This is a genomic window from Bacillus sp. NTK074B (genome assembly GCF_017303375.1).
Classification (GTDB): domain Bacteria; phylum Bacillota; class Bacilli; order Bacillales; family Bacillaceae_B; genus Rossellomorea.
In genome coordinates, this window is record NZ_JAFKOH010000001.1 from 296,905 (window position 1) to 320,564 (window position 23,660).

Sequence of the window (23,660 nt, forward strand, 5' to 3'; positions counted from 1 at the left end):
AAAGATTTCCCACTCTCTGATGCATACCCTTCTTTTCTACGGTGTAATCTCGAAAAGAGGAATGCGGACAGAAAAAAGAAAGCGGTGATTGGTCATCAACGCTTTCTTTTTTGCTATTGGGTGGACGTATGTATCGGGACAATCACTCTTTCATTCTCGACATTCACCATAACATGGACATCACGATCGATGGAAAGGTCTTTAAAACGGAGTGAATATAAGCCGGTAGGATTTTTTTCGATGGATTGGATGACCACCTCTGAAAACCGGGGATCTCTCATGACTAATTGAACGACATTTTTTTCTGTTTCACTTTGCACGTCTGTCAGGAACACCAGTTGGTCCGCAGAAGCTCTTCTGGGATAGGATTCCTGGAGCTCGCCATTGAAGGTCACATTCACTTTTTTGCCCAGTTCTATATCTTCTTTATGCAGCTTTTTGTCTTGATCAGTCACTATGACGGTATGTTGATCGAAAGAAAACCAAATATCATTGATCAATACCTCGTTATTCTCCATCCGGGTCACGAAGCCTATGAAATCTGTACTGCCCTGAGAGTTGACAGATGTTGAAGGCCCGCAGCCGGTACACAATAAACAGAAACAAAGTATCAGAACAGTCAAACATTTTTTCATAGACTCCCCCCTTATGTGATTAGACGATTGAGGACAGTATTAAGTTTCACTATTTTTTGAAAAATAGGTTATTTCCTGCTTTTTCGACAAATGATGGGAATAATTGATAGATCTTACTGCCCATATTCATCCACCGTGGCAGGTTGATTTCTCTCTTGTTCGTAAAGAGCCCGTTCACTACCGTGTCTGCAACATATGCAGGATCAAGCATGAATTTTTCTACATTCTTAACATAATTCCCAGATTCATCGGCAATGGAAAAGAAGTCCGTGGCGATCGGACCGGGGTTTACAGCGGTCACCTTTACACCATACCTTTTCGCTTCCATCCTTACACTGTTTGTATAGCCCAGGACAGCATGCTTGGAGGCTGAATATGCACTTGATTTCGGGGTGGCAAACTTCCCTGCCTGAGAAGCGATATTCATAATGTGCCCGAAACCTTGTTCACGCATATGGGGAAGGACTTCACCTGTGCACGCCATAAGGCCTAGCACATTCACATCCATCATTCCTTTCACATCTTGAAAGGTGACTTCATGCGCTTCTTGAAATATTCCATAACCCGCATTATTGATCAAGGCATGAATGGTTCCAAAGTCCTCAAGGATGGTGTGGAAGACAGAGGGAATTTGCTCATAATCCGTTACGTTTAATGGATAGACTTCCACCTTACACTTATATTCTGTTGTCAACTTTTCCTTCAATGCCTGGAGGAGATGGACGCGGCGCGCAATCAACGCAAGGTTCCCGCCACTCTCGGCAACCTTGATGGCCATCTGTTCCCCAATGCCTCCAGAGGCACCGGTAATGACAATCGTTTTACCTTTGATTCTACTATTCATGGAACGTCACATCTTTCTAAGCGAAATAATAAAAAATTCCTTCATGTTTTTCTTTTTTTATGTAGTGAAGGGATTCCAAGTAGTCCAATTGCCCGATGGTTTCGGACAGTGTCAAGCCGAGTTCCTTTCGGTAAACGGAAGGAAATAGCCTCTTGCAAACCTCAAATACGGTCACTCGATTTCCTCTTATCATCCCGAGCACGCCTTGAGCCCTCTCATCTTGTTTCCCTAATCTCCTCGGAATTAATCCATGAACATCTTCAATATTGTCCCCATGGCCCGTGTAAGCAAGGGTAATCGGTATGTCCAGCAGTTTTTTCAATGAAGCATTATATTGCAGCAATGGCTTTGAACGCTCCATTTCCCCCTCGAATGGAGGTTCAATGAGGGGATTGGGAGAAATCGTTGCAAGAATGTGATCTCCCGCGATCAGAACACCATCACGTTCACGATAAAATGATAAGTGACTCTGTGCGTGGCCCAGGGTTTCGATTATGGACCATCCTTCCATTCCAGGCACTTTATCCCCTTCGCCGATTACCACGTCCAGCTTACGGTTTCCCATGAATTTCAACGCACTCTTAAATTTTGGGATAGCTGAGAGATACTCATGGGGCAATCCCGATTCAATAGCCAACTGCATAAAAAAACGGTCGTACACTTCATGGAAGTGGTCATCGCGGTGAAGCCAGAATCGATTATATTGGTGACCATAAACAGTAACGGAGGACTGAAAACGGTCAAGCAGTCCAGCATGATCCGGATGGTGATGGGTCAGGACGATTTGTTCGATATCCCCCGGTGTATATCCTAAAGCGGATAATTGCTCCGTCAGCTGTATCCAGGCCGCATCGGTAAGAGGACCTGCATCAACCAGCGTCAAAGCATCCCCTTTCACTAAATAAACATTCACATCTCCTACGGCAAATGGAGTGGAAAGTGTGATTTTTGCAATATCATTCACTAAGGTTGTCATATTTTCACCACATTCTTCATAATAAAAAGGGTAAAGCAAACACCATACCCTCAGCCACTCACAAAAAATGAATGACCCTTCAGTACCTAGTGTACAATTTTTCGTGTACAATGTCATTTTTAAAATGATTGAATATACTGAAATAAACACTTGACAAACAAGCTGTCTTTCAAAGATAATCACCTATAATATCTACTTGATCTTCATTTTTTACCTATTGATACATGAAAAAGCGATGATAAAGACTAGTAATGAATAGATGATGTCAGAGAACGGAGCCCACCGGCTGAAAGGCACCGTCGTCCCCTCTATTCGTGAACCTGCCTTTTGAGCGTCTTAAAGCAGAACGTTCTCCAGCGTTAATGGAATTTAAGAGTGTGTTCATTTTCTTCGATTGAAAATGGACAAAACAAGGTGGTACCACGGAAGACAGACCCTTTCGTCCTTTAAGGATGAGAGGGTCTGTCTTTTTACTATAAAGGGAGGAATGAGGGAATGAAGACATTATTTATCGGGGCAGGATCGATGGCACATGCATTAATGAGCGGCGCCTTGAAAGCAGGCGTATTGAGAAGTGAAGAAGTGTATGTAACCAATCGTGCCAACCAGCAGCGTTTAGAAGAAATCATGCACGAATTCTGTGTTCAGAGGGTGAATCAGAACATCCCCTATGATGTCGTCATTCTTGCCATGAAACCAAAGGACTTTCATGAAGCGGCAGAGTCGATCAGCCCCCACCTCTCAGAAGATACGCTTGTTATTTCTGTACTGGCAGGGATCACCTTGGAACATATAAGCGACAGGCTTTCCTTTAACGGGGCCATTGCAAGAGCCATGCCCAATACTAGTGCCACCCTTGGGAAATCGGCAACGGCTGTATCCTTTAACGGAAACCTCTCACACTCTCAAAAGGAATGGACTAAAACACTCTTTCAATCTGTCGGAATGGCAACAGAGGTAGAAGAAGAGAAGCTGGACCTCATTACGGCACTTTCCGGAAGCGGGCCTGCTTATATCTATTATATTGCCGAAATCATGAAGCACGCGGCAGTCGAATTGGGACTCGAAGAAGAGCTCGCCGAAAGTATGGTGACCCAGACAATTGCAGGAGCGAGTGCCATGCTTTCTGAATCCGGATTAGAAGCCGGTGAATTGAGGAAAAACGTAACCAGTGCAGGTGGCACAACCGAGGCGGGTATTAGAAAGCTAGAAGATCACCAGGTAAGGGATGCCTTTCTCCAATGTATCACTTCTGCAAAGGACCGATCCCTGGTCCTTGGAAGTGAATTAAAGAAGCAATCTTTGAAAAAATAAACGGAAAGCCCACCATGATTCGAAAAGATTCCATCACATTGTTACAATCAGAGAAAAAGAAGAGGGTCGACACACATGAATCTCCTGATTATCTTCCTTTCTACAATCCTTGTGGTCTGGATTGTTCTCTCCATAGACGTGTGGAGGGGCCTGGGAAAGCTTACATCGATCGAAGAATTTCAGTTAACAGCAGACAGACCGTTTCTATCCATCATTGTGCCAGCAAGGAACGAAGAGGAAACCATTTCAGACAGTATTCTGTCACAACTCGATCAGGACTATGACCGGATTGAATGGATTCTCGTTAATGACCGTTCCACAGACGACACCCCAGTGAAACTGGAGGCAATGGCGGAAAAAGACAAGAGGATCCAAGTCCTTCATATCGATTCCCTGGAAAAAGGCTGGCTTGGCAAAAATCAGGCATTATACAAAGGGTATAAACGCTCAAAAGGGTCACTGATCCTGTTTACCGATGCAGACGTACTGTATAAAGATCCTTCGACGCTATCAAGAGCTGTCGGTTTCTTACAATCACGGAAACTTGACCACCTGACCTTGGCACCCGGCATCAAATCACAAACTTTCTGGTTAAGAAGCTTTGTTGCATTCTTTTTATTCGGTTTTTCATTTTATAAGCGTCCATGGAAAGCAAATGATCCTTCCTCTAATACAGGAATGGGGATTGGCGCATTCAATCTCGTCACCCGTTCAGCTTATGAGGAGATTGGAACTCATGAGAAGATCAAGCATATGCCCGATGATGATTTGCAGCTCGGCATCACGATGAAAAAACAGGGCAAAAACCAGGCTTTCCTCACTGCCTTAAAGTCCCTAGAAGTCGAATGGTACCAATCGTTGAAAGAGGCGTTTAAAGGTCTTGAGAAAAATACGTTTGCCGGGCTCCATTATTCTATTCTCCTTGTATTGTTTGCGATGACGGGGGTATTCTGCTCCACTGTACTGCCTTTCTTAACGATATTCTCTAGAGATCCGCTCATTGCGACCGTCAGCCTGCTGATCATTTTCTTCATCGGTATTACCTACTTAAAAGTGATAAAAGAAATGACGAACGAGTCTCCCCTCCTTTTTCTTTCTTTGCCTGCTACCGCCATGTTATTCATCTATTCCATCGCAAGAGCCACCTTTCTAACCTTCAAAAGGGGAGGTATTGAATGGCGAGGAACGATTTATCCGTTGAAGGACTTGAAACAAAAAAGAAAATAAAGCACATTTCTTTTCGGGCAAAAATGTTGTTGATATAATCACTGTGTATAACTGTTTAGAAACCCGAAATAAATTCGTCGTGGAAGGTGATCGAAGATGAAAGCAAAATTATTCGAACCATATAAACTTAAAAATGTAGAACTGAAGAACAGAATCGTTATGGCCCCGATGTGCATGTACTCTTCCCACCATGAAGATGGAAAAGTCGAAAACTGGCATCGGACCCACTATACAAGCCGTGCGGTCGGAGGAGTCGGACTCATCATCCTAGAAGCATCGGCGGTTACGCCACAGGGAAGAATTTCTCCACAAGATTTAGGTATCTGGGATGATGCACATATTGAAGGATTAAAAGAGTTAGTGGATCTGATGAAAGAGCAAGGGGCAAAGACAGGCATCCAGCTTGCCCATGCAGGAAGAAAAGCTGTCCTTGATGGCGATATCCTCGCACCATCTGCCATTTCCTTTAACGATGAGATGAAAACCCCGGTAGAAATGTCAGCGAATGATATAGAAGAAACAATCGCGGCCTTCATAAAGGGAGCCGAAAGAGCAAAGAGAGCGGGCTTTGATGTAATCGAGATTCACGGCGCCCACGGATATCTCATCAATGAGTTCCTCTCCCCTTTATCCAATAAACGGACGGATGAATACGGCGGATCGGCAGAAAACCGCTACCGTTTCCTACGTGAAATCATTGACGGCATCCAACAGGTGTGGGATGGACCACTCCTCGTCCGTGTTTCTGCCAAGGATTATCACGATGAAGGGCTGGACGTGGAAGACTATGTCGTCTTTGCAAAATGGATGAAAGAACAAGGTGTCGACTTGATTGACGTCAGCTCAGGCGCCCTGGTACCTGCACGCATCCCTGTATTCCCGGGCTATCAGGTGAAGCTTGCCGAGGATATCAAGAACGGAGCAGGCATCGATACAGGAGCTGTTGGATTGATAACAACCGGCATTCAGGCAGAAGAAATCCTGCAAAACGAACGGGCAGACCTTGTCCTCCTCGCACGTGAACTCCTGAGAGATCCATACTGGCCAAGAACGGCAGCGAAAGAGTTGGGTGTAGAGATTGAAGCACCTAAACAGTATGAGCGCGGCTGGTAATCCAAAGAAAGAGCGCGGAACCCCCGGTTCCGCGCTCTCTTTTATTTATACACCTTCTGCACCTCATACCGAAAACCTAAACACGTGTAACCCTGCTTCTGATACATCAGTCTCGGCGTATCTTCCCCATCCGCAACCAATATGACATCCCTGTCAGAGAACCGGTCCATGACAAATCGTTGCAGCCTGCTGCCGATTCCTTTCTTTTGAAAGGTTTCGTGAACCATCAATCCGTCGATTTCCACAGCATCTTCTTCAATGATCACATCCACGGACCCTGCAGGTGTCTCCTTATAATAAGCAAGTACCTGCATAATACAGGGATTTTCAAAATTCCGCTTATGCATATCCACCTTTTGATCGGCAAATTCCCGTCCATAGTCCATATCCTGATCATACTGAAAAGCAAGATAATCATTCAGTTCCTTCTTAGTCACTTCTTTGACTTCTATGTCAGAATTCTCTTCCACTGTCGGGAATTGATCTGGTTCAATGGAATAAAGTTCATTGAATCCGACGTCATATCCCTCTTGTTTAAAATAGTCCATCAGTTCTTCTGAAGGTTTGTGATCTTGAGGAAACAGAAATTTCACGTGTTTCTGACCTTTCGATTGATGGAATTCCCTTAAAAAAAGGGAAGCATCTTTAAACTCTTCGACAGTAAGTTGTCTCGTGAATGCCAGAAAGTTGCTATCATACCTCGTCAGCATTTCCGGATAATGAACATGTTTATAAAGTGCGTTTTCCCCGATAACATGTCCTGGATAATAAATATGGTCAAATGTGTATGCTTTCATATTGACTCCCCCTTGTGTCTATGTACACTTTTTCCTATTCCCATATGCGACGCACAGTGGCGCGCTGATTTACTATTTCAACGACGTATACATCCGGATTTGAAAGAGCGAAAAGCTCCTTGTATCCATAGGTGTCATCAAACAACCTTAATAAAAGCGTTGTTAAATTTCCATGGCTAACACAAACGATCCGGTCCTCTTCTTTTTTCATTACCTCATCCACAAATGATCTTGCACGTTCCAGTGCCATTTGATTGGACTCACCGCCAGGCAATGAAAGGGAGAAATTGTCGAAGCTGTCCTTCAGCCTTTCCCTCCAGTCGGGAAGATCCCGGTCACTCAACACCCTTTCCCCCAGTCGGTCATCCTCCTGCACCGTAAGACCGGACCGCATGGCAAAAGGAGCAATCGTACCCTTTGCCCTTACAAAGGGACTTGAATAAATCGCCTGTATGGATCGATTTTCTAAAAGGGTTGATAATTGAAGTGCCTGACGTTCCCCTTCTTCCGATAAAGGAGCCTGAAACCGCTGACCTTCCGCCTTTGCATGACGCACGACATAGATTGTTTTCAATTTTTCTCCCCCCTATTTCTTTAAAGGTATGACGTATTCCAAGAAATCTTTTGCCATGTATGTTTCAGGGAAGATTTCCCTCGCTTCCATCTCAAGCTCCCCCCATGATTCCTTGGCATATCTGGAAGAAATATGAGTCAAGAAAAGCCTCTTCGCTCCGGCTAGAAGGGCCGTCTCCCCTGCTTGTTTCGTCGTGGAGTGGAAATATTCCCTGGCCATATCCTCTTGATCCCGGTTAAAGGTTGCTTCATGGACCAGCACATCCGCACCTTTCCCAAGCTCCACCGCAGCGGAACAGACCCGTGTGTCTCCAAGCACCGTGACAACACGCCCTGGAATAGAGGGTCCAAGAAAGTCCATCCCGTCAATCTCCCTGCCACCTTCCAACTTGACCGTTTCTCCCGCTTTCAACCTCTTATAGAGGGGACCCGGCGAAACGCCGCTTTCCCGCAATCGGTCTACTTGCAATACTCCGGCCTTATCCTTTTCAACCACCCGGTATCCGAAGGTAGGCAGTGCATGATCCAATGCCAATGCTTCAACACGAAAAGCGTCATCCTCAAACATGATCCCTTCCCCGATCTCCTTCACTTCAAGAGGATACTGAAGATGTGTCCTGCTGACAGAGAGGGAAACCTCAATATACTCCTTGATCCCCTTAGGACCATATACGGTCAACTGTGATTCTCCCCCCTGAAAAGAACGGCTCCCAAGTAACCCGGGCAAGCCGTAAATATGATCACCATGAAGATGGGTTATAAAAATTTTTTCGATTCTTCTTGGTTTCAAGCTTGTATGTAAAATTTGATGCTGTGTCGCTTCCCCGCAATCAAAGAGCCAGACTGCACCACGCTCCTCCAATAATTTCAATGCAATACTGGTCACGTTGCGGAGTTTGGCAGGAACTCCGGCGCCCGTACCTAAAAACAATAATTCCACTGTATTCACTCCTCAGATGAACTATTTTGTCTCCATTTTAGCATAATCGCCACTATTTTACCCTTTCACGGAAAATCAGTCATAAGAATGAAAATTAAAGCCAACATAATGACGAAGATGTTTGCAAAAAAGATAAAACGTTTTCATGCATATACGCAGAAAAAGTCCTCAGCATATCATTTGCTAAATGAATCATAAGTCTTTAAAATTAAGTAATTGTAGAGGATATTAAATAAGAAGAAACGCATAAATAAGGGTTACAACAAGATAAAGTGAGGTCATGACATTGAATAATTCAACGACACCAACATCTCTGATTACCATCTTTGGAGCGACTGGTGATTTAGCCAAAAGGAAACTCTATCCGTCTCTTTATCATTTGTTCCGTAAAGGGAAAATCTCCAAGCGTTTTGCCGTTGTAGGTGTGGCGCGACGGGAATGGTCAAATGAAGAATTTCAGGAACACGTCAAAACATCGGTACATAAGGCGTTAGGCAGCAATGAAAACATCGATGAATTCGTTTCCCATTTTTATTACCAGCCAAATGATGTTTCAAACAGCGATTCATACAAAGCATTAAAAGACTTATCCGATGAACTGGATGAAACATATGAATTGGAAGGCAACCGTGTTTTCTACTTGGCGATGGCGCCTGAATTCTTCGGAACAATCACTGAACAGTTGAAAAATCAAGGATTAACCGATACAAGCGGATTCCAAAGACTAGTGATTGAAAAGCCCTTCGGCCACGATCTTCCTTCAGCTGAAAAACTGAACAGCCAGATCCGTGAATCATTCTCTGAAGACCAAATTTATCGTATCGATCACTACCTAGGCAAAGAAATGGTTCAGAACATCGAAGTCATCCGTTTCTCAAACGCCATGTTCGAACCACTTTGGAACAACCGCTATATTTCCAATATCCAGGTCACTTCATCCGAAGAGCTTGGTGTGGAAGATCGAGGTCGCTATTATGAAAAAAGCGGGGCCCTTCGCGATATGGTGCAAAATCATCTCCTTCAGATGGTTGCCTTACTTGCCATGGAGCCACCCATCAAATTAACGACGGATGAAATCCGCAGTGAAAAAGTACGTGTATTACGTTCACTTCGTCCATTTGAACAGGATGAAGTCAAGGATTACTTCGTTCGTGGGCAATACGGTCCTGGAAAAGCAGGAAATGAAGAACTTCCTGGCTACCGCGAAGCAGAGAACGTCGATGAACAGTCCAATACGGAAACTTATGTTGCCGGTAAGCTGATGATTGATAACTTCCGTTGGGCAGGTGTGCCTTTCTATATCCGCACAGGAAAAAGAATGGAAACCAAATCAACGAAGATTGTCATCCAGTTCAAAGATATCCCGATGAACCTGTATTATAATCCGGACAAGCCGCTGGCGCCAAACCTTCTGGTCATTCACATCCAGCCTGAAGAAGGAATCACTCTTCACCTGAACGTAAAGAAATCCGGACAGAACATCGAAACGACTCCGGTGAAGCTGAACTTTGCCAACAACAGCGTAGATGGCATGAACACTCCGGAAGCATATGAAAAACTCTTATTCGACTGTCTGCGTGGAGATGCCACGAATTTCACACACTGGGATGAAGTAAAACTATCATGGGCATTCGTCGACAAAATCTCTGATGTATGGGAACATACCCGTGACGGAGAATTCCCGAACTACGAAGCAGGTTCGATGGGACCGAAAGCCGCTGACAATCTGCTGGCAAAAGACGGCTTCTCCTGGTGGCCAATTGCCAACCTTGATGTAGACCAATGCTAAGAAAGGTGTGTAACCAATGAACATTTATGACGTAACAGCCCCAATCTTTAACGGTATGCCCGTTTATAAGAACAAACCTGAAAAACAACCGACTATCGAAACGAATACGAATGGACATGTGACTGAGTCAAGGCTCTCGATGGATGTTCACACAGGAACCCACGTTGACGCCCCGCTTCACATGATCAACGATGGCGATACGATTGAAACCATCGATATCGAAAAGCTTGTCCGCCCTGTTAAAGTATTTGATGTAACGGAAGTGGATGAAAAGATCAGCCTGAAGGATATTGAAGGATTAGACATCGAAGAGAATGACTTCATCCTCTTCAAAACAAAGAATTCATGGGATACGGAATTCAACTTTGACTTCATCTATGTTGCTGAAGATGCTGCAGCTTACCTTGCTGAGAAAAAAATTGCAGGGGTCGGAATTGATGCCCTCGGAATCGAAAGGGCACAGGAAGGTCACCCTACTCACCGCAGTCTGATGGGAAGCGGCGTTATCATCATGGAAGGCCTTCAGTTGAAAGATATCAAAGACGGCCAGTACTTCATGGTGGCGGCACCACTTAAGATTCAAAACACCGATGCATCACCGGCACGCGTGCTGCTGTTTGATGAGATGATCGGGTAAATGGTATATGGAGACTCTTCGGCTTTTTGCCGGAGAGTTTTTTTGAGGGATTTCAAGTACTGACCTTGCTGAAGGTAATTATGGCGTATTTTTATGAAGTTTAAGCCTTTTTTTGAACACAGATTAATGGATTGGTTAATGGAAGCCTGATTTACGGTAGGAAATGACACTTTTTTTGTTTTGTAGTGGACACCTCAGCCGAACTCGTGCCAGTTAGAGGATAACTTGTGCCACTTTTCAGGAAACTTGTGCCAAATTGTGAACTATTAGAATTGCTATCGTTAATAACGTAAAAACAGGTGCCTCAATCAATGAGGCACCCTCCCTACCATTAATACAATTTTTTCAAAGCTTCCTTATCAAACGGAAGCAGGTCATCCGCTCTGCCCTCTTCCACTTTCCTTACCCATTCAGGGTCCTGAAGGAGTGAGCGTCCGATTGCGACCAAATCGAATTCTTCGCGATCCAGTCTTTCAATCAGACCATCCAGACTAGTGGTACCCGCAGCTGAGAAGCTGGTGAATTCCCCATCGAGGCCAACCGATCCCACAGATATCACCGGTTTACCTGTCAGTTTCTTTGTCCAGCCAGCAAGGTTCAAATCAGATCCTTCAAATTCCGGCTCCCAGAAGCGGCGTGTGGAGCAATGGAAGATATCTACACCTGCCTTCACTAGAGGCTCGAGAAAATGCTCCAGTTCATCGGGTGTTTTTGCAAGCTTTGCCCCGTAATCATTCATTTTCCATTGCGAAAAACGGAAAATGATCGGAAAATCGGGTCCCACTTCGCGTCGGCAGGCCTCGATCACCTCGACGGCAAATCGGGTTCTTCCTACATGATCTCCACCATAGCGGTCCGTTCTTTTATTTGTATTCTCCCAAAAAAACTGGTCGATCAAATAACCATGTGCCCCGTGAAGTTCAATTCCATCAAATCCAATGCGTTTGGCATCAGAAGCAGCCTGGGCATAAGCATCCACCATTTGCATAACTTCCTCCTCCGACAGAGGCTCATTGATTTTTTTCCCTGATAGGCTTAGTCCCGATGGTCCAACAGGCAACGCTTCTTCATTGGGAAGCTCACCTTTTTTGCGGGTCATCCCCACATGCCAAAGCTGTGGAACGATCTTTCCTCCTGCTTGATGGACTTCCTTCACGACGTTTGCCCATCCATTCAGAGATTCCTTACCATGGAAAAGCGGAATGCTTGCTCCTGAAACAGATGAGGGATGGTTGATCCCTGTTCCCTCCGTAACAATCAGTCCGACCCCATTTTCTGCCCTGCGGCGATAATAGGCAGCCACGTCATCGCCGGGTACTCCATCTGGCGAAAAGCCCCGCGTCATTGGTGCCATCACCGTGCGGTTGGATAACTGTAATTTCTCACTATTAAAAGGTTTGAATAATGGTTCTGTCGATGTATTCGTTTGACTCATTAAAATGCCTCCTCTTTTCTTGGTGCACTCTTTCATTATTTCAAACACGTAAGGAAAATCAAAGAAATCTGTTTCAAGCCTGCACGTTCCTTTGTAATTCTCGTGAAAGTGCTTGAATGGCTGACATTACTGCCCTAACATTTTCTTCATCGTTCATTTCGTTCCTTGCATGGAGGAGTACTGGCCTGACCGATTCAACAGATCGCCCGAATTCATACATCCATTCGTAACGGGGAACCATCCACGTATGGAAATGATGGGTGGTGTCCTCATTGTAAAAGTAGTAAACATATTCAATGCCCAACACATCTCTCTGAGCCTGTCTGATTCTAGATAAAATGGTTATGTAATCTTTTTTTTCATCTTCACTGAGTTCGTCAAACGATTTAATATGACGTTTGGAAGCTAATATGATCAATCCCCTAATGGGATATGCTACATCCTGATGTGCATGGAAATATTCCGTTTCATATACCACACCACCATCAGGGTCGATTAAACCGCTTGTTAATGCGCAGCTAAGACAGTCGACCACTACCACTTTTCCGTTTGATAAAGTAATTTGTCTCATAAGCTTCCCTCCTGTAAAAATTCATAATGTGAAAATCAATCTATTTTTTCTTTTTCGTTTTATTTTCCATTTTCTTTATTCTCAGCCACCCTGAATTTTACGATTCCTATACCAATTCATTGGGCATGGGCTTATTTAAAGGAAATTGCACAGTCGCTTCTGAGGCGTTATACTCTGTCATTTTATCTTCAAACGCATTGATTCCACTGGGAGCTGGCTAGAATCCTATATGATTTTGATAAGCCGTAAAATGCACCAGATTTCCATGAAGGGCAAAGGTGGGCATTTGATTAGCTGATCTTCTCCTATGCATCAGGGACGGTCTCTCTAATCCCTTTTCTTAAGAATTGTAAACGCTCATGGACACTTTCCGGGTATTGTGAAATAGATTCATCGACGGTCGTAAATGACTTTTTTCCCTTCCATCATAACCTCCTTTCCAAGCAAAACCCAGTAATGCTTCATTCATTTTATCGTAAGAAATCCGTTGGTGTCATCTCACCAACGGATTTTTAGACGCTATCTTAAAAATTTCTTTAGTAGGTGCAATTCTTTATTGGTAAATGATTTCCCACCGTAGCGCACTTTTTCATAAAGCGGTATGACTTCTGTCGGACCTTTTATCCGCCTGAACCATTCTTGAATGGTTTCGTGGTTCTTTTTTCTATTTAAGATGTTTAAATGAGCCTCCCAGTCTCTCATCAATTGACGGATTTCGTTCAACTTTACTTCAGGGGGCGTAATGGATCCTTCTTCTCTTGGTACTTTTTGAAAATTAAGTAGATTCCACACAAAAACCCCTTTCCTATCAAACAGGAAAAGGGCCATCATACTCTATTATTTCATCCACTCGGTATGGAAAATACCTTCTTTATCTACACGCTCATATGTGTGTGCACCGAAGTAATCCCTTTGAGCCTGGATCAGGTTCGCAGGGAGCGTTTCAGTGCGGTAGCTGTCGTAATATGACAATGCCGCTGAGAAGCCAGGTACGGGTACGCCGTTCTGGACGGCCACACTGATGACTTCACGAAGTGCATATTGATAGCTTTCAACGATTTCTTTAAAGTAAGAATCTAGTAGGAGGTTTGTCAGATTCGCTTCACGGTCATACGCTTCTTTGATTTTCTGAAGGAACTGTGCACGGATAATGCAGCCTCCGCGGAAAATCATCGCAATATCACCGTACTGAAGATCCCAATTGTATTCCTCAGAAGCAGAACGCATTTGGGCAAATCCTTGAGCATACGAACAAATCTTGCTCATGTAGAGGGCTTTGCGGATGGATTCAACCAATGCTTGCTTATCGCCTTCAAACGGTTTCGCATCGGGACCTTTCAGCATTTTGCTCGCTTTCACACGCTCATCTTTAATGGCAGAGATGAAACGGGCGAAGACGGACTCCGTGATGATCGGTAACGAAACGCCAAGATCCAAAGCACTTTGGCTTGTCCATTTACCTGTCCCTTTTTGGCCGGCTTTATCAAGGATGACGTCCACCATAGGCTTTCCAGTTTCTTCGTCCTTCTTCGTGAAGATATCGGCTGTGATCTCGATGAGGTAGCTATCAAGCTCACCCTTGTTCCAGTCGGCAAATACTTCATGCAGTTCTTCGGCACTCAAGCCGAGGACATTCTTCATCAGGAAATAAGATTCTGCAATCAGTTGCATATCTCCATACTCGATGCCGTTGTGCACCATTTTCACATAGTGTCCGGCTCCATCTGGGCCGATGTATGTTGTACAAGGATCTCCATCTACCTTCGCTGCGATATCCTTCAGAATGGGAGCGACAAGATCATATGCTTCCTTCTGTCCACCAGGCATGATGGACGGACCCGTAAGAGCGCCTTCTTCCCCACCGGATACACCTGTCCCGATGAAATGAATGCCTAGTCCGCTTAACTCCTGATTGCGTCGACGCGTATCTTCGAAGAACGTATTTCCCCCATCGATCAGGATGTCCCCTTCTTCAAGAAAAGGTTTCAACTGTTCGATTGTCGCATCGGTCGGATTCCCCGCTTTCACCATCAATAGAATCTTACGAGGTTTTTCCAGCGAATTGACAAATTCCTCAATCGTATATGCAGGAACGACATTCTTCCCTTTCGAATCATCCATCATTTCGTCCGTTTTTTCACGGGAACGATTGTAGACAGAAACAGAATATCCTCTGCTTTCAATGTTCCAGGCTAAATTTTTCCCCATTACGGCTAAGCCGATAACACCAATTTCCTGAGGCATAGTCAACGTCCTTTCATCTATAGAATCATGATTAAACACTTTCATTATTTCATCAAAAGAATGACTAAAGTCTATTTCAATCTATCAAGAATGGAGAAGCGATGCAAATAATCCGTTTGAGGAGGCGTCTTCTATAACAAGATACCCCGTCATTCCCTTAAAAAGTCTTTGTTAAAGCTAGTGTCCTGTTTCGGATCAAAAGGCTTCTTCTTATTTTTCCCTTTAACCCCTTGAGAGATGGAGTCTTTTCCGAACTTATCCTGCAACTGTGATAAGACATTGTAAAGAGGCTCCTTTTCGGCCACCTTTTTATAAGAAAACAGGTCCAGCTGCTCCGTGGCTTCACTCTTCTCCACCACATCCTGGGCAGTCACACCTAAAAGCCTTACAGGATCCCCGTCCCAATGCTTTAAAAACAGATCTTTCGCATGGCGATACAGGTCTTCTGTTTTATAAATCGGATTTTCCACCTTTTTGCTTCTTGTGATGGTTTTCCTGAATTTATCACGGATCATCAACTGAACGGTCGTTCCCAACACGTCTTTTTGTTGCAAACGAGAGGATACCTTCCCACATAATTTCTCTACCACTGTGAGAAGCTCATGCTGATTTGTCGTATCCTTTGGCAGCGTAGTAGAATTTCCCACGCTCTTATAATCATAAATGGATTCTGGGTCGACACTTCTTCTGTCGATCCCGCTGGCACGTTCCTTAAGCCGCATACCATTGATTCCAAGGAGGGACTTCAACTGGATATCGTTGGCATGAGCCAGATCGCCGCATGTATGAATACCAATTGTATTCAGCTTCTCGGCGGTCTTCTGGCCTATCCCGTGCATTTCGATGACCTGAAGCGGCCAAAGCTTCTCAGGGATATCACGTTTACGTAAAACGGTGATTCCCATCGGTTTTTTCATATCTGACGCCGTTTTAGCTAGAAATTTATTGGGGGACACCCCTATGCTGCAGGGCAAATCCAACTGTCCTTTAATCTGGGCCTGAATGTCTGAGGCAATTTGTAAAGGACTCCCTTTTTCAAATGAGTCCGTAATATCCACATACCCTTCATCAATGGAGACCGGCTCCACTAATTCAGAGTACTGTCTCAAAATGTCAAATATTCCTTTGGAGGCTGCACGGTACCGGTCGAAGTTAGGGGTCATGATAATCAGACCAGGGCACAATTTTTTGGCTTCCCAAAGAGGCATCGTTGTTTTAACCCCAAAGCTTCTCGCTTCATAACTACATGTCACGATGATACCGCGCCTTTCTTCGGGGTTGCCGGCTATGGCCAATGGCTTGCCCCTCAAGGTGGGGTCGTATGCCATCTCCACGGATGCATAGAAACTATTCATATCAACATGAAGGATCACTCGTCCATTTTTTGGATAGTGTGGATTCATTTCAATCGCGGCTTTCTTTGTCTAATTTTGATGAGCTTTTTGCTCGTTCACATAATCCTTAATTTCCTTAATGCTTTCTAAGCTCTCTACTAAAACGTCTGCATCAATCTGGGTAATCATCTTATCTTCTAGATTAATGATACCAGAAAAATAGTTGGTCTTCGAATAGGCCAGTAACCCAACGTTGGTTATGGATTCTTCAGACACTTCAAGAATTTCCTTCGCTTCCTTTACAACCATACCGATCTGCATCGTTTTGGTTTGAACAACCAATAGGAACATCCCTGTTTCCGTCCCGGCAGTGGTGCCATAAAGGATGTTCCCTAAATCCAACACCGGGATCATCTCTCCCCTTACCTTAATAATCCCCATGACAAACTGGGGTAAATGAGGGATGGCCCTTATTTCTTCTACCTTCTCGATCGATACTACGTTTTCAACAGGCAGAGCATACTCTTCTTTTCCAGCATGAAATACAACTACTTTCGGCATTGTAAAACGTCCCCTCTCAAACTTCTGATATGTCTATTACTAATGTACCATATTTCAGAAAGGATGGGGTCTGGTTTGAAAGAAGAAAATCCACGCATAAGGGGATACCTTAGTGCGTGGATTTTTAAATTCACTCCGCTGGATTCATCTTATGCTTGTCGCCCCAAGGCGAGCCCTTCGGCTTTTCTATTCCCCAGCGACTTCCTGGATGATGGCTACTACCATTTCAGAAAGTTTGTTTAGTTCTTCGACAGGCATTCTTTCACTTTTGGTATGGATCTCTTCGTATCCTACTGCGAGGTTAACAGTTGGTACTCCGAATCCTGCAATGACGTTGGCATCACTTCCGCCTCCGCTTGTTAGAAGTTCACTGGGGCGACCGATTTTCTTGGCAGCACGCTTCGCCACTTCCACTACTTCGTCACCGTCTTTGAATTTGAAGCCAGGGTACATTACTTGTACTTCCACTTCCGCTTTTCCACCCATTTCTTCGGCAACGGTCGTGAAGGCCGCTTTCATTTTTTCTACTTGTGCTTCCATTTTCTCAGGAACGAGTGAACGGGCTTCTGCTAAGATATCCGCTTGCTCACATACGATATTCGTTGCTTTTCCGCCTTCAAAACGGCCGATGTTTGCAGTCGTTTCTTCATCAATGCGGCCAAGGGGCATTTTGGAGATTGCTTTCGCTGCGATTGTGATGGCAGAGACACCTTTTTCAGGCGCAACGCCTGCATGAGCTGTCTTCCCATAAATCGTCGCTTTCACTTTTGCCTGTGTAGGCGCTGCTACGATGATGTTCCCAACTTTTCCATCGCTGTCAAGGGCGAAGCCGTATTTCGCTTTAACCAGCGATGAGTCAAGGGCTTTCGCTCCAACCAGACCTGATTCTTCCCCTGCGGTGATGATGAACTGAATGTCGCCGTGTGAAATATTATTTTCCTTAAGAACACGCACTGACTCGAGCATCGTCGCAAGACCTGCTTTATCATCGGCACCGAGTATGGTTGTTCCGTCAGAATAAATATAGCCATCATCTTTAAGGGTAGGCTTAACCCCTTTTGCAGGAACTACAGTATCCATATGGGAAGTAAAGTAAATGGTATCAACACCTTCTTTATTTCCTTTCAATGTACAGATCAGGTTACCGGCACCGTGTCCCGTTTCCCCCATCGTGTCATCTTCGAATACTTCTACTCCAAGATCCGAGAACTTCTTGGTTAACACTTTCGCGATTTCCGCTTCTTCTTTCGTTTCGGAATCAATCTGAACCAATTCCAGGAATTCATTTAATAAACGCTCTTGATTAATCATTTAGTAGACCTCCACAAATATGTATTCACTTCTATAGTATAGCGTGAATAGTCAAGGACAACAAATGGTACCACTTACAACGGGATATTGCCGTGCTTTTTCTTTGGACGTTCTTCCCGCTTGTTTCTCATCATCTCAAGCCCCTGGATCAATTTGATACGGGTTTCCCGTGGATCGATGACGTCATCAACCATCCCACGTGAGGCTGCCACATAAGGATTTGCAAATTTTTCTCGGTATTCCTCAATTTTTTGTTCACGGAGCTCTTCCGGATTCTCGCTGCCGGCTATTTCCCTGGCGAAGATGATATTGGCCGCCCCTTGAGGTCCCATGACGGCAATTTCGGCATTCGGCCATGCAAATACTAAATCGGCCCCGATCGATTTACTGTTCAGCGCTACATAAGCTCCCCCATAGGCCTTTCGTAAAATGACCGTCATCTTTGGAACCGTCGCTTCAGAATAAGCATAAAGGATTTTCGCACCATGACGGATGATCCCCCCATGTTCCTGCTTGATACCAGGGAAGAATCCTGTGACATCTTCGAATGTGATCAACGGAATATTAAAGGAATCACAAAACCTGATGAAACGGGCCGCTTTGTCAGAAGAATCGATGTCAAGCCCACCTGCCATGAATTTTGGCTGGTTGCACACGAGGCCGACGACCTCTCCTTTAATGCGTGCTAATCCCACTACGATGTTCTTCGCAAATTCTTTTTGGACTTCCATAAAGCTTCCTTCATCGACGATTTCATTGATAACCGTCCGGACGTCGTAAGGACGGATGGCATCGAAAGGGATAAGGTCTGTTAAGTTGGCACGGTAATCATCTTCTTCGCTCACTTCTACTCGAGATGGTTTTTCTTCATTATTTTGAGGTAAATAAGTCAAAAGTCTTCGAACCTCTTGTAATACTTCTTCCTCGGTCTTTCCCCTGAAATGGGCATTGCCGCTTATGGAGTTATGAACCTTTGCTCCACCCAGATCTTCTGAGCTGATTTTCTCACCTGTCACCGTTTCGATGACTTTAGGACCAGTGATGAACATTTGACTTGTATCATCCACCATGAAAACGAAATCCGTGATGGCAGGAGAATAGACCGCACCACCGGCACATGGCCCCATGATGACGGATATTTGAGGGATCACCCCAGAATAGACGGCGTTCCGGTAGAAGATATGGCCATAACCATCCAGGGAGACGACCCCTTCCTGAATCCTCGCTCCTCCTGAGTCATTCAACCCGATGAAGGGTGCACCATTTTTGACAGCGAGATCCATCACATGAGAAATCTTCTTTGCATGCATCTCTCCCAATGCCCCTCCGAACACAGTGAAATCCTGTGAGAACAAGTATATGGGCTTACCATTTACTTTTCCGTATCCTGTCACGACCCCGTCCCCGGGGCCCTGCATTCCGTCCAGCCCAAAGTCTGAGCATCTGTGTTCAATGAATGGGTTCAATTCCACAAAGCTTCCCGGATCGACTAACAGATCAATTCGTTCCCTTGCCGTCAACTTTCCTTTCTCGTGCTGTTTATCTATTTTTTGATCCCCACCGCCAAGCTCCACTTCTCTTCTGCGATCGTATAATTCGTTTATTTTTTCATAGATATCCATTATGGTTACTCTCCTTTGATGTTAGTTTTATCACAAAGTTCATATAATACACCGTGTGCCGATTTCGGATGCAAAAATGCCACGGAAGCCCCGCCCGCACCCGGCTTCGGAGTATCATTGATCATTCGTACCCCTTTGGTTCGAAGTTCCTCAATGCGTTCCTCGATTCCTTCGACCCCAAAGGCTATATGATGGATTCCTTCTCCCTTTTTTTCAATGAAAGACGCAATCGGGCTTTCTTTATGTAGTGGCTCCAGTAACTCAAGCTTAAGATTCCCGCTATCCAGGAATGCTACCTTCACGCCTTGATTCCCCACTTCTTCAATCTTGAGTAGTGTAAGACCCAGAGTACCTTCGTAAAATGCGAGAACATTGTCTATTGATGATACTGCTATTCCGATATGATCTACCTTTTTCATCCCTATCATCCCCCTGTTGTTTGCATGCTCCACCCCTATAGTATTCCATACCCGATGTCGGATTTCCTCCTATTCCGCCGAATAATTAAAGCGTTTTCTTTAACCCGGTGGTTGTCTTCTACCGACATTCACGATAAAATAGAGTTGAAAATTATCTCATGCTTACGTGGGAGAATGGAGCGATACAATGGGTAATAAAAAGGTTCAAAAGATCGTTGTACTAGTCATGCTGTTTGCGATGATTGCAACCACGATCATGGCAGGACTGACGTTCTTATTATAAAAAATAAAAGGATCTGCTTTTCGACTAGTCGAAAAGCAGATCCTTCTTTATTTTAGTGCCCCATATTCTTTTCCAAGCTGTTCAAAGCTTTTCTTTGTTTTGACGACTAGTACCTTGGTGCCGATGGGGACTTTATTGAACAGGTATTCAACATTGTGAGTATGCATCCGGATGCATCCGTTGGAAATGTACTTTCCAATACTCGTTGGCTGGTTCGTCCCGTGTATCCCATATATCCTGCCGTCCGTCCCCTTGGCATCAAACCCGATCCATCTCGATCCGAGAGGGTTTCTTGGGTCACCACCGGGGATGTTCTTTTTCCGATAATACGGATTTTTCGCTTTAACCGTGACATTGAATAAGCCTTCAGGAGTAAGCTCAGCGGTCTTCCCCGTCGCGACTGGGAAGGTGCCCTGTATTCTGGCATCTGAAATGAATGCCAATTGGTTGTTTTCCTTGTTCACGATGACAAACGGATCACCGGGTATCGGGTTTCTCCCCAAGGGCCAGATGGGGGAGGCAAACAGTATAATAGCAAGTAGTAATCGCATCCTATCACCTATTTCGTGTTTTAGGTGTAGTTTGCATCACTTTCATACTTTTTTATTCCTTTAAACGAGCTTTTCAGGAGAAGGTACTGCTCCATCTCCTGGACAAACTGATAAAGGGCGGCACGGGTTTCGAACTCTTCCCTCGTTTTGGGTAACTCCATCTGTTCGAACTCCACTTTCATATCGTACAATTTTTTCAAGTAAAAGAGCGCCGTGTTACCAGGATGAATATGATCGCTCAGTTCTTCCAGGAATTCTGCAATGCGATGTCCCTGCTCTACCGTTAGCGATATAGATGTCGCAATCGGCAGGATACGCTGGAGGATTTCAAATTGCTTCTCCCTCATTTTAAAATATAAATAGTATAAGTTCTCATCTCTTAGAAAGTGGTTTTCTACATCTTTGAAGGCAATCGTCTTCGCCTCTTTAAGTAATTCCTCCGTTTCCGTGATTTCCTTACCGTCCCAGGCGCTATCGTTTGTCTTTAAGTAATTGATCATTTCGCAGAAGATCTTAAAAAAGTTTGCTTCAATTTTCTCCTGATAATTGATCATCTGTTTGTCGACGCTTGGCATATACAGGTTCATCAGGAGGGCAATCCCGATCCCGATTACGATGATCCCCAATTCATTTTCAAAAAGGCCCAGGGTGACGTGTCCCGCTGAGTAAACATGAAGGATGATGACGGAACTCGTGACAATCCCTTCTTTTATGTTCAGTTGGACGGTGATTGGAATGAACACAAGAAGCAGCAAGCCGATGACCGCCGGATGGTAGGCGATAAATTCAAAAAATCCGGCAGAAAAGATCATCGCAATGACGCATGCCAGGAAGCGGCTCCATGATGCGTTGACCGATTTCTTCTTTGTATTTTGAATGCACAGGATCGTCAATATCCCCGCTGATACGAAGTTATCCAGATGGAACCACTGTGCAAGGCTGATGGCAGCCGCGGTGCCGATTCCGGTCTTTAGTGTCCGATATCCGATTCGAAACATTCATCTTTCTCCTTACTACTTCATTTTTTGGCTTCTTTAGAATACCATAAACCGCGATGAACATAAAAAGAGGATTAACGACTGGTGCCGTTAATCCTGCATCCTATAATATTTTCTCGAGAAATTCTTTTCCCCTGTCACTTTGGGGATTGGAGAAAAAATCTTTGGGCTCGCCTTCTTCTACAATCCTCCCATCATCCATGAAGAGGATTCTGTCCGCTACTTCCCTGGCAAAGCCCATTTCATGGGTCACGATGAGCATGGTCATCCCTGTATGAGCCAGTGACTTCATGACGTCGAGAACCTCTTTCACCATTTCAGGATCAAGGGCGGACGTCGGTTCGTCAAATAACATGACTTTCGGCTCCATGGCGAGTGCCCTGGCAATCGCCACACGCTGCTTCTGCCCGCCGGATAAACGGTTCGGGTATTCGTCACTCTTTTCTTTCAATCCGACTTTTGTCAGAAGATCCGTTCCCAGTTTCTTCGCTTCCGCTTTATTCAGTCCTTTCACTTTCACCGGAGCGTATATGACATTCTCCAATGCGGTCATATGAGGGAAGAGGTGAAAGTGTTGAAATACCATTCCAACGTCCTGCCTTACTTTGTTGATGTTTTTCCCCTTTACGTGGGCATTTTCAAAGTATATTGATCCTGATGTCGGATCTTCTAAATGATTCAGGCACCGCAATAAGGTGGACTTCCCTGAACCGGATGGACCGATCAAGGCGACCACTTCCCCTTTTTCCACAGAAAAATCAATTCCCTTTAATACATTCAGCTTCCCAAACGATTTAGTGATCATTTCTCCTCTAATCATTTCCACGCAATCTCCCTTCCAGTACTTTCCCTAGTAGAGTCAGAATCATGACAAGCACATAATAGATCAGCCCGGCGAAAAGAAGAGGTTCAAAGAAGGAATATAAATCACTTCCGACCATATAAGATCTTCTCATCACATCAGCTGCACCAATGACGGTGACGATGGCGGATTCCTTTGTAAGGGTGATGAATTCGTTCATTAACGCAGGAAGGATATTTTTAATCGCCTGAGGCAAGATCACATCTTTCATCATCAAACGATAGGGAACTCCAAGAGCCATTGCAGCTTCCTTTTGCCCTTTATCTACTGCATTGATCCCGGCCCGGATTATTTCTGATATATAAGCAGCCGAATTCAGTGAAAACGCTAGAATGGCGGCTGAGTATGGTTCAATTTGTGTACCGAACAGCTGTGGCGAACCGTAAAATATGATCATCAGCTGAAGAACGAGAGGTGTTCCCCTGAAGATGGACGTATAAAGGTCGGCAAGCAGAGTCAGTGGTTTAACGGAACTTATTTTGCATAGGGCCAGAAGGATACCGAATGCAAACCCAAGCACCCCTGATAGTGCGACAATCTTAAGCGTGACCTTCAATCCTTCCAGAATAAAAGGAATTGAAGGAAGCAATTGTTCAAAATCCAGCGGCATGAAAATCTCCTCCA

General features: G+C 44.6%; 25 protein-coding genes and 1 other annotated feature. Of the genes, 6 read left to right on the forward strand and 19 right to left on the reverse strand.

The window, feature by feature from the left end; genetic code table 11:
• Window positions 1–113 precede the first annotated feature (113 nt).
• Genes JI667_RS01665 through JI667_RS01675 form a run of 3 tightly spaced genes read right to left on the reverse strand, consistent with a single transcriptional unit; the run spans window position 114 to window position 2,455 of the window.
• The gene (locus JI667_RS01665; protein ID WP_206849574.1) at window positions 114–635 is read right to left on the reverse strand and encodes a DUF3221 domain-containing protein; all 522 of its coding nucleotides are present in this window, start codon (window positions 633–635) and stop codon (window positions 114–116) included.
• A 49-nt stretch (window positions 636–684) separates the two neighbouring features.
• A complete protein-coding gene (locus JI667_RS01670; protein WP_206849576.1) occupies window positions 685–1,479 on the reverse strand; it encodes an SDR family NAD(P)-dependent oxidoreductase in 795 nt (264 codons plus the stop codon).
• 16 nt (window positions 1,480–1,495) lie between these two features.
• Window positions 1,496–2,455 carry an MBL fold metallo-hydrolase gene (locus JI667_RS01675; RefSeq protein WP_206849586.1) on the reverse strand — a complete coding sequence of 320 codons (960 nt, stop codon included), beginning with the start codon at window positions 2,453–2,455 and terminating at the stop codon, window positions 1,496–1,498.
• A 226-nt stretch (window positions 2,456–2,681) separates the two neighbouring features.
• Window positions 2,682–2,905, forward strand: a binding site (T-box leader).
• Window positions 2,906–2,950: 45 nt separating this feature from the next.
• On the opposite strand from JI667_RS01675, the gene proC reads away from it, so the two are divergent.
• The 3 genes from proC (at window position 2,951) to namA (ending at window position 6,109) form a co-directional block, all read left to right on the forward strand.
• Entirely contained in the window at window positions 2,951–3,769 is an 819-nt protein-coding gene (proC, locus tag JI667_RS01680; RefSeq protein ID WP_206849588.1) for a pyrroline-5-carboxylate reductase, read from the forward strand.
• A gap of 75 nt (window positions 3,770–3,844) precedes the next feature.
• Entirely contained in the window at window positions 3,845–4,996 is a 1,152-nt protein-coding gene (locus JI667_RS01685; protein WP_206849590.1) for a glycosyltransferase, read from the forward strand.
• A 96-nt stretch (window positions 4,997–5,092) separates the two neighbouring features.
• Complete coding sequence (namA, locus tag JI667_RS01690; protein ID WP_206849592.1) at window positions 5,093–6,109, forward strand: NADPH dehydrogenase NamA; 1,017 nt, start codon at window positions 5,093–5,095, stop codon at window positions 6,107–6,109.
• Window positions 6,110–6,150: 41 nt separating this feature from the next.
• On the opposite strand, the gene JI667_RS01695 is transcribed toward namA, so the two are convergent.
• Genes JI667_RS01695 through rnz form a run of 3 tightly spaced genes read right to left on the reverse strand, consistent with a single transcriptional unit; the run spans window position 6,151 to window position 8,419 of the window.
• Complete coding sequence (locus JI667_RS01695) at window positions 6,151–6,906, reverse strand: GNAT family N-acetyltransferase (RefSeq protein ID WP_206849594.1); 756 nt, start codon at window positions 6,904–6,906, stop codon at window positions 6,151–6,153.
• 34 nt (window positions 6,907–6,940) lie between these two features.
• Window positions 6,941–7,480 (reverse strand): histidine phosphatase family protein, encoded by a 540-nt coding sequence (locus tag JI667_RS01700; protein ID WP_206849596.1) that lies wholly within the window; start codon window positions 7,478–7,480, stop codon window positions 6,941–6,943.
• Window positions 7,481–7,492: 12 nt separating this feature from the next.
• A complete protein-coding gene (rnz, locus tag JI667_RS01705; protein ID WP_206849598.1) occupies window positions 7,493–8,419 on the reverse strand; it encodes a ribonuclease Z in 927 nt (308 codons plus the stop codon).
• A gap of 280 nt (window positions 8,420–8,699) precedes the next feature.
• Between rnz and zwf the strand changes: the two genes are divergently transcribed.
• Window positions 8,700–10,208, forward strand: a complete 1,509-nt coding sequence (gene zwf / locus JI667_RS01710) for a glucose-6-phosphate dehydrogenase (RefSeq protein WP_206849600.1) — start codon at window positions 8,700–8,702, stop codon at window positions 10,206–10,208.
• Window positions 10,209–10,224: 16 nt separating this feature from the next.
• Complete coding sequence (locus JI667_RS01715; RefSeq protein WP_206849602.1) at window positions 10,225–10,845, forward strand: cyclase family protein; 621 nt, start codon at window positions 10,225–10,227, stop codon at window positions 10,843–10,845.
• Window positions 10,846–11,176: 331 nt separating this feature from the next.
• Here the strand turns inward: JI667_RS01715 and JI667_RS01720 are convergent, their stop codons facing one another.
• From JI667_RS01720 to mce, 9 genes are all read right to left on the reverse strand, one after another.
• The gene (locus JI667_RS01720) at window positions 11,177–12,280 is read right to left on the reverse strand and encodes an NADH:flavin oxidoreductase (protein WP_206849604.1); all 1,104 of its coding nucleotides are present in this window, start codon (window positions 12,278–12,280) and stop codon (window positions 11,177–11,179) included.
• 73 nt (window positions 12,281–12,353) lie between these two features.
• Window positions 12,354–12,851, reverse strand: a complete 498-nt coding sequence (locus tag JI667_RS01725) for an HIT family protein (RefSeq protein ID WP_206849606.1) — start codon at window positions 12,849–12,851, stop codon at window positions 12,354–12,356.
• 519 nt (window positions 12,852–13,370) lie between these two features.
• Window positions 13,371–13,643, reverse strand: coding sequence for a hypothetical protein (locus tag JI667_RS01730; protein WP_206849608.1), 273 nt, complete (start codon window positions 13,641–13,643; stop codon window positions 13,371–13,373).
• Window positions 13,644–13,688: 45 nt separating this feature from the next.
• Window positions 13,689–15,095: an NADP-dependent phosphogluconate dehydrogenase gene (gene gndA / locus JI667_RS01735; protein WP_206849610.1), complete on the reverse strand. Its 1,407-nt coding sequence runs from the start codon at window positions 15,093–15,095 to the stop codon at window positions 13,689–13,691.
• A gap of 149 nt (window positions 15,096–15,244) precedes the next feature.
• Window positions 15,245–16,498 (reverse strand): DNA polymerase IV, encoded by a 1,254-nt coding sequence (locus JI667_RS01740; RefSeq protein WP_206849612.1) that lies wholly within the window; start codon window positions 16,496–16,498, stop codon window positions 15,245–15,247.
• Between the two features lie 21 nt (window positions 16,499–16,519).
• Window positions 16,520–16,990, reverse strand: a complete 471-nt coding sequence (locus JI667_RS01745) for a chemotaxis protein CheW (RefSeq protein WP_206849614.1) — start codon at window positions 16,988–16,990, stop codon at window positions 16,520–16,522.
• Between the two features lie 186 nt (window positions 16,991–17,176).
• Window positions 17,177–18,301, reverse strand: coding sequence for a tripeptidase T (locus JI667_RS01750; RefSeq protein ID WP_206849616.1), 1,125 nt, complete (start codon window positions 18,299–18,301; stop codon window positions 17,177–17,179).
• 74 nt (window positions 18,302–18,375) lie between these two features.
• Window positions 18,376–19,923, reverse strand: a complete 1,548-nt coding sequence (locus tag JI667_RS01755) for an acyl-CoA carboxylase subunit beta (protein WP_206849618.1) — start codon at window positions 19,921–19,923, stop codon at window positions 18,376–18,378.
• A 5-nt stretch (window positions 19,924–19,928) separates the two neighbouring features.
• Window positions 19,929–20,342, reverse strand: a complete 414-nt coding sequence (gene mce / locus JI667_RS01760; RefSeq protein ID WP_206849627.1) for a methylmalonyl-CoA epimerase — start codon at window positions 20,340–20,342, stop codon at window positions 19,929–19,931.
• A 187-nt stretch (window positions 20,343–20,529) separates the two neighbouring features.
• On the opposite strand from mce, the gene prli42 reads away from it, so the two are divergent.
• Complete coding sequence (gene prli42, locus JI667_RS01765; protein WP_206849636.1) at window positions 20,530–20,625, forward strand: stressosome-associated protein Prli42; 96 nt, start codon at window positions 20,530–20,532, stop codon at window positions 20,623–20,625.
• Between the two features lie 47 nt (window positions 20,626–20,672).
• Here prli42 and JI667_RS01770 read toward each other — a convergent pair whose 3' ends face one another.
• The 4 genes from JI667_RS01770 to JI667_RS01785 form a co-directional block, all read right to left on the reverse strand.
• Window positions 20,673–21,176, reverse strand: coding sequence for a L,D-transpeptidase (locus JI667_RS01770; RefSeq protein ID WP_206849638.1), 504 nt, complete (start codon window positions 21,174–21,176; stop codon window positions 20,673–20,675).
• A 20-nt stretch (window positions 21,177–21,196) separates the two neighbouring features.
• Window positions 21,197–22,174 carry an aromatic acid exporter family protein gene (locus JI667_RS01775; RefSeq protein WP_206849640.1) on the reverse strand — a complete coding sequence of 326 codons (978 nt, stop codon included), beginning with the start codon at window positions 22,172–22,174 and terminating at the stop codon, window positions 21,197–21,199.
• Window positions 22,175–22,277: 103 nt separating this feature from the next.
• Complete coding sequence (locus JI667_RS01780) at window positions 22,278–22,994, reverse strand: amino acid ABC transporter ATP-binding protein (protein WP_206849642.1); 717 nt, start codon at window positions 22,992–22,994, stop codon at window positions 22,278–22,280.
• Window positions 22,987–23,646: an amino acid ABC transporter permease gene (locus tag JI667_RS01785; RefSeq protein WP_206849645.1), complete on the reverse strand. Its 660-nt coding sequence runs from the start codon at window positions 23,644–23,646 to the stop codon at window positions 22,987–22,989. Before JI667_RS01785 ends, JI667_RS01780 begins: the two co-directional genes overlap by 8 nt.
• Between the last annotated feature and the right edge of the window lie 14 nt (window positions 23,647–23,660).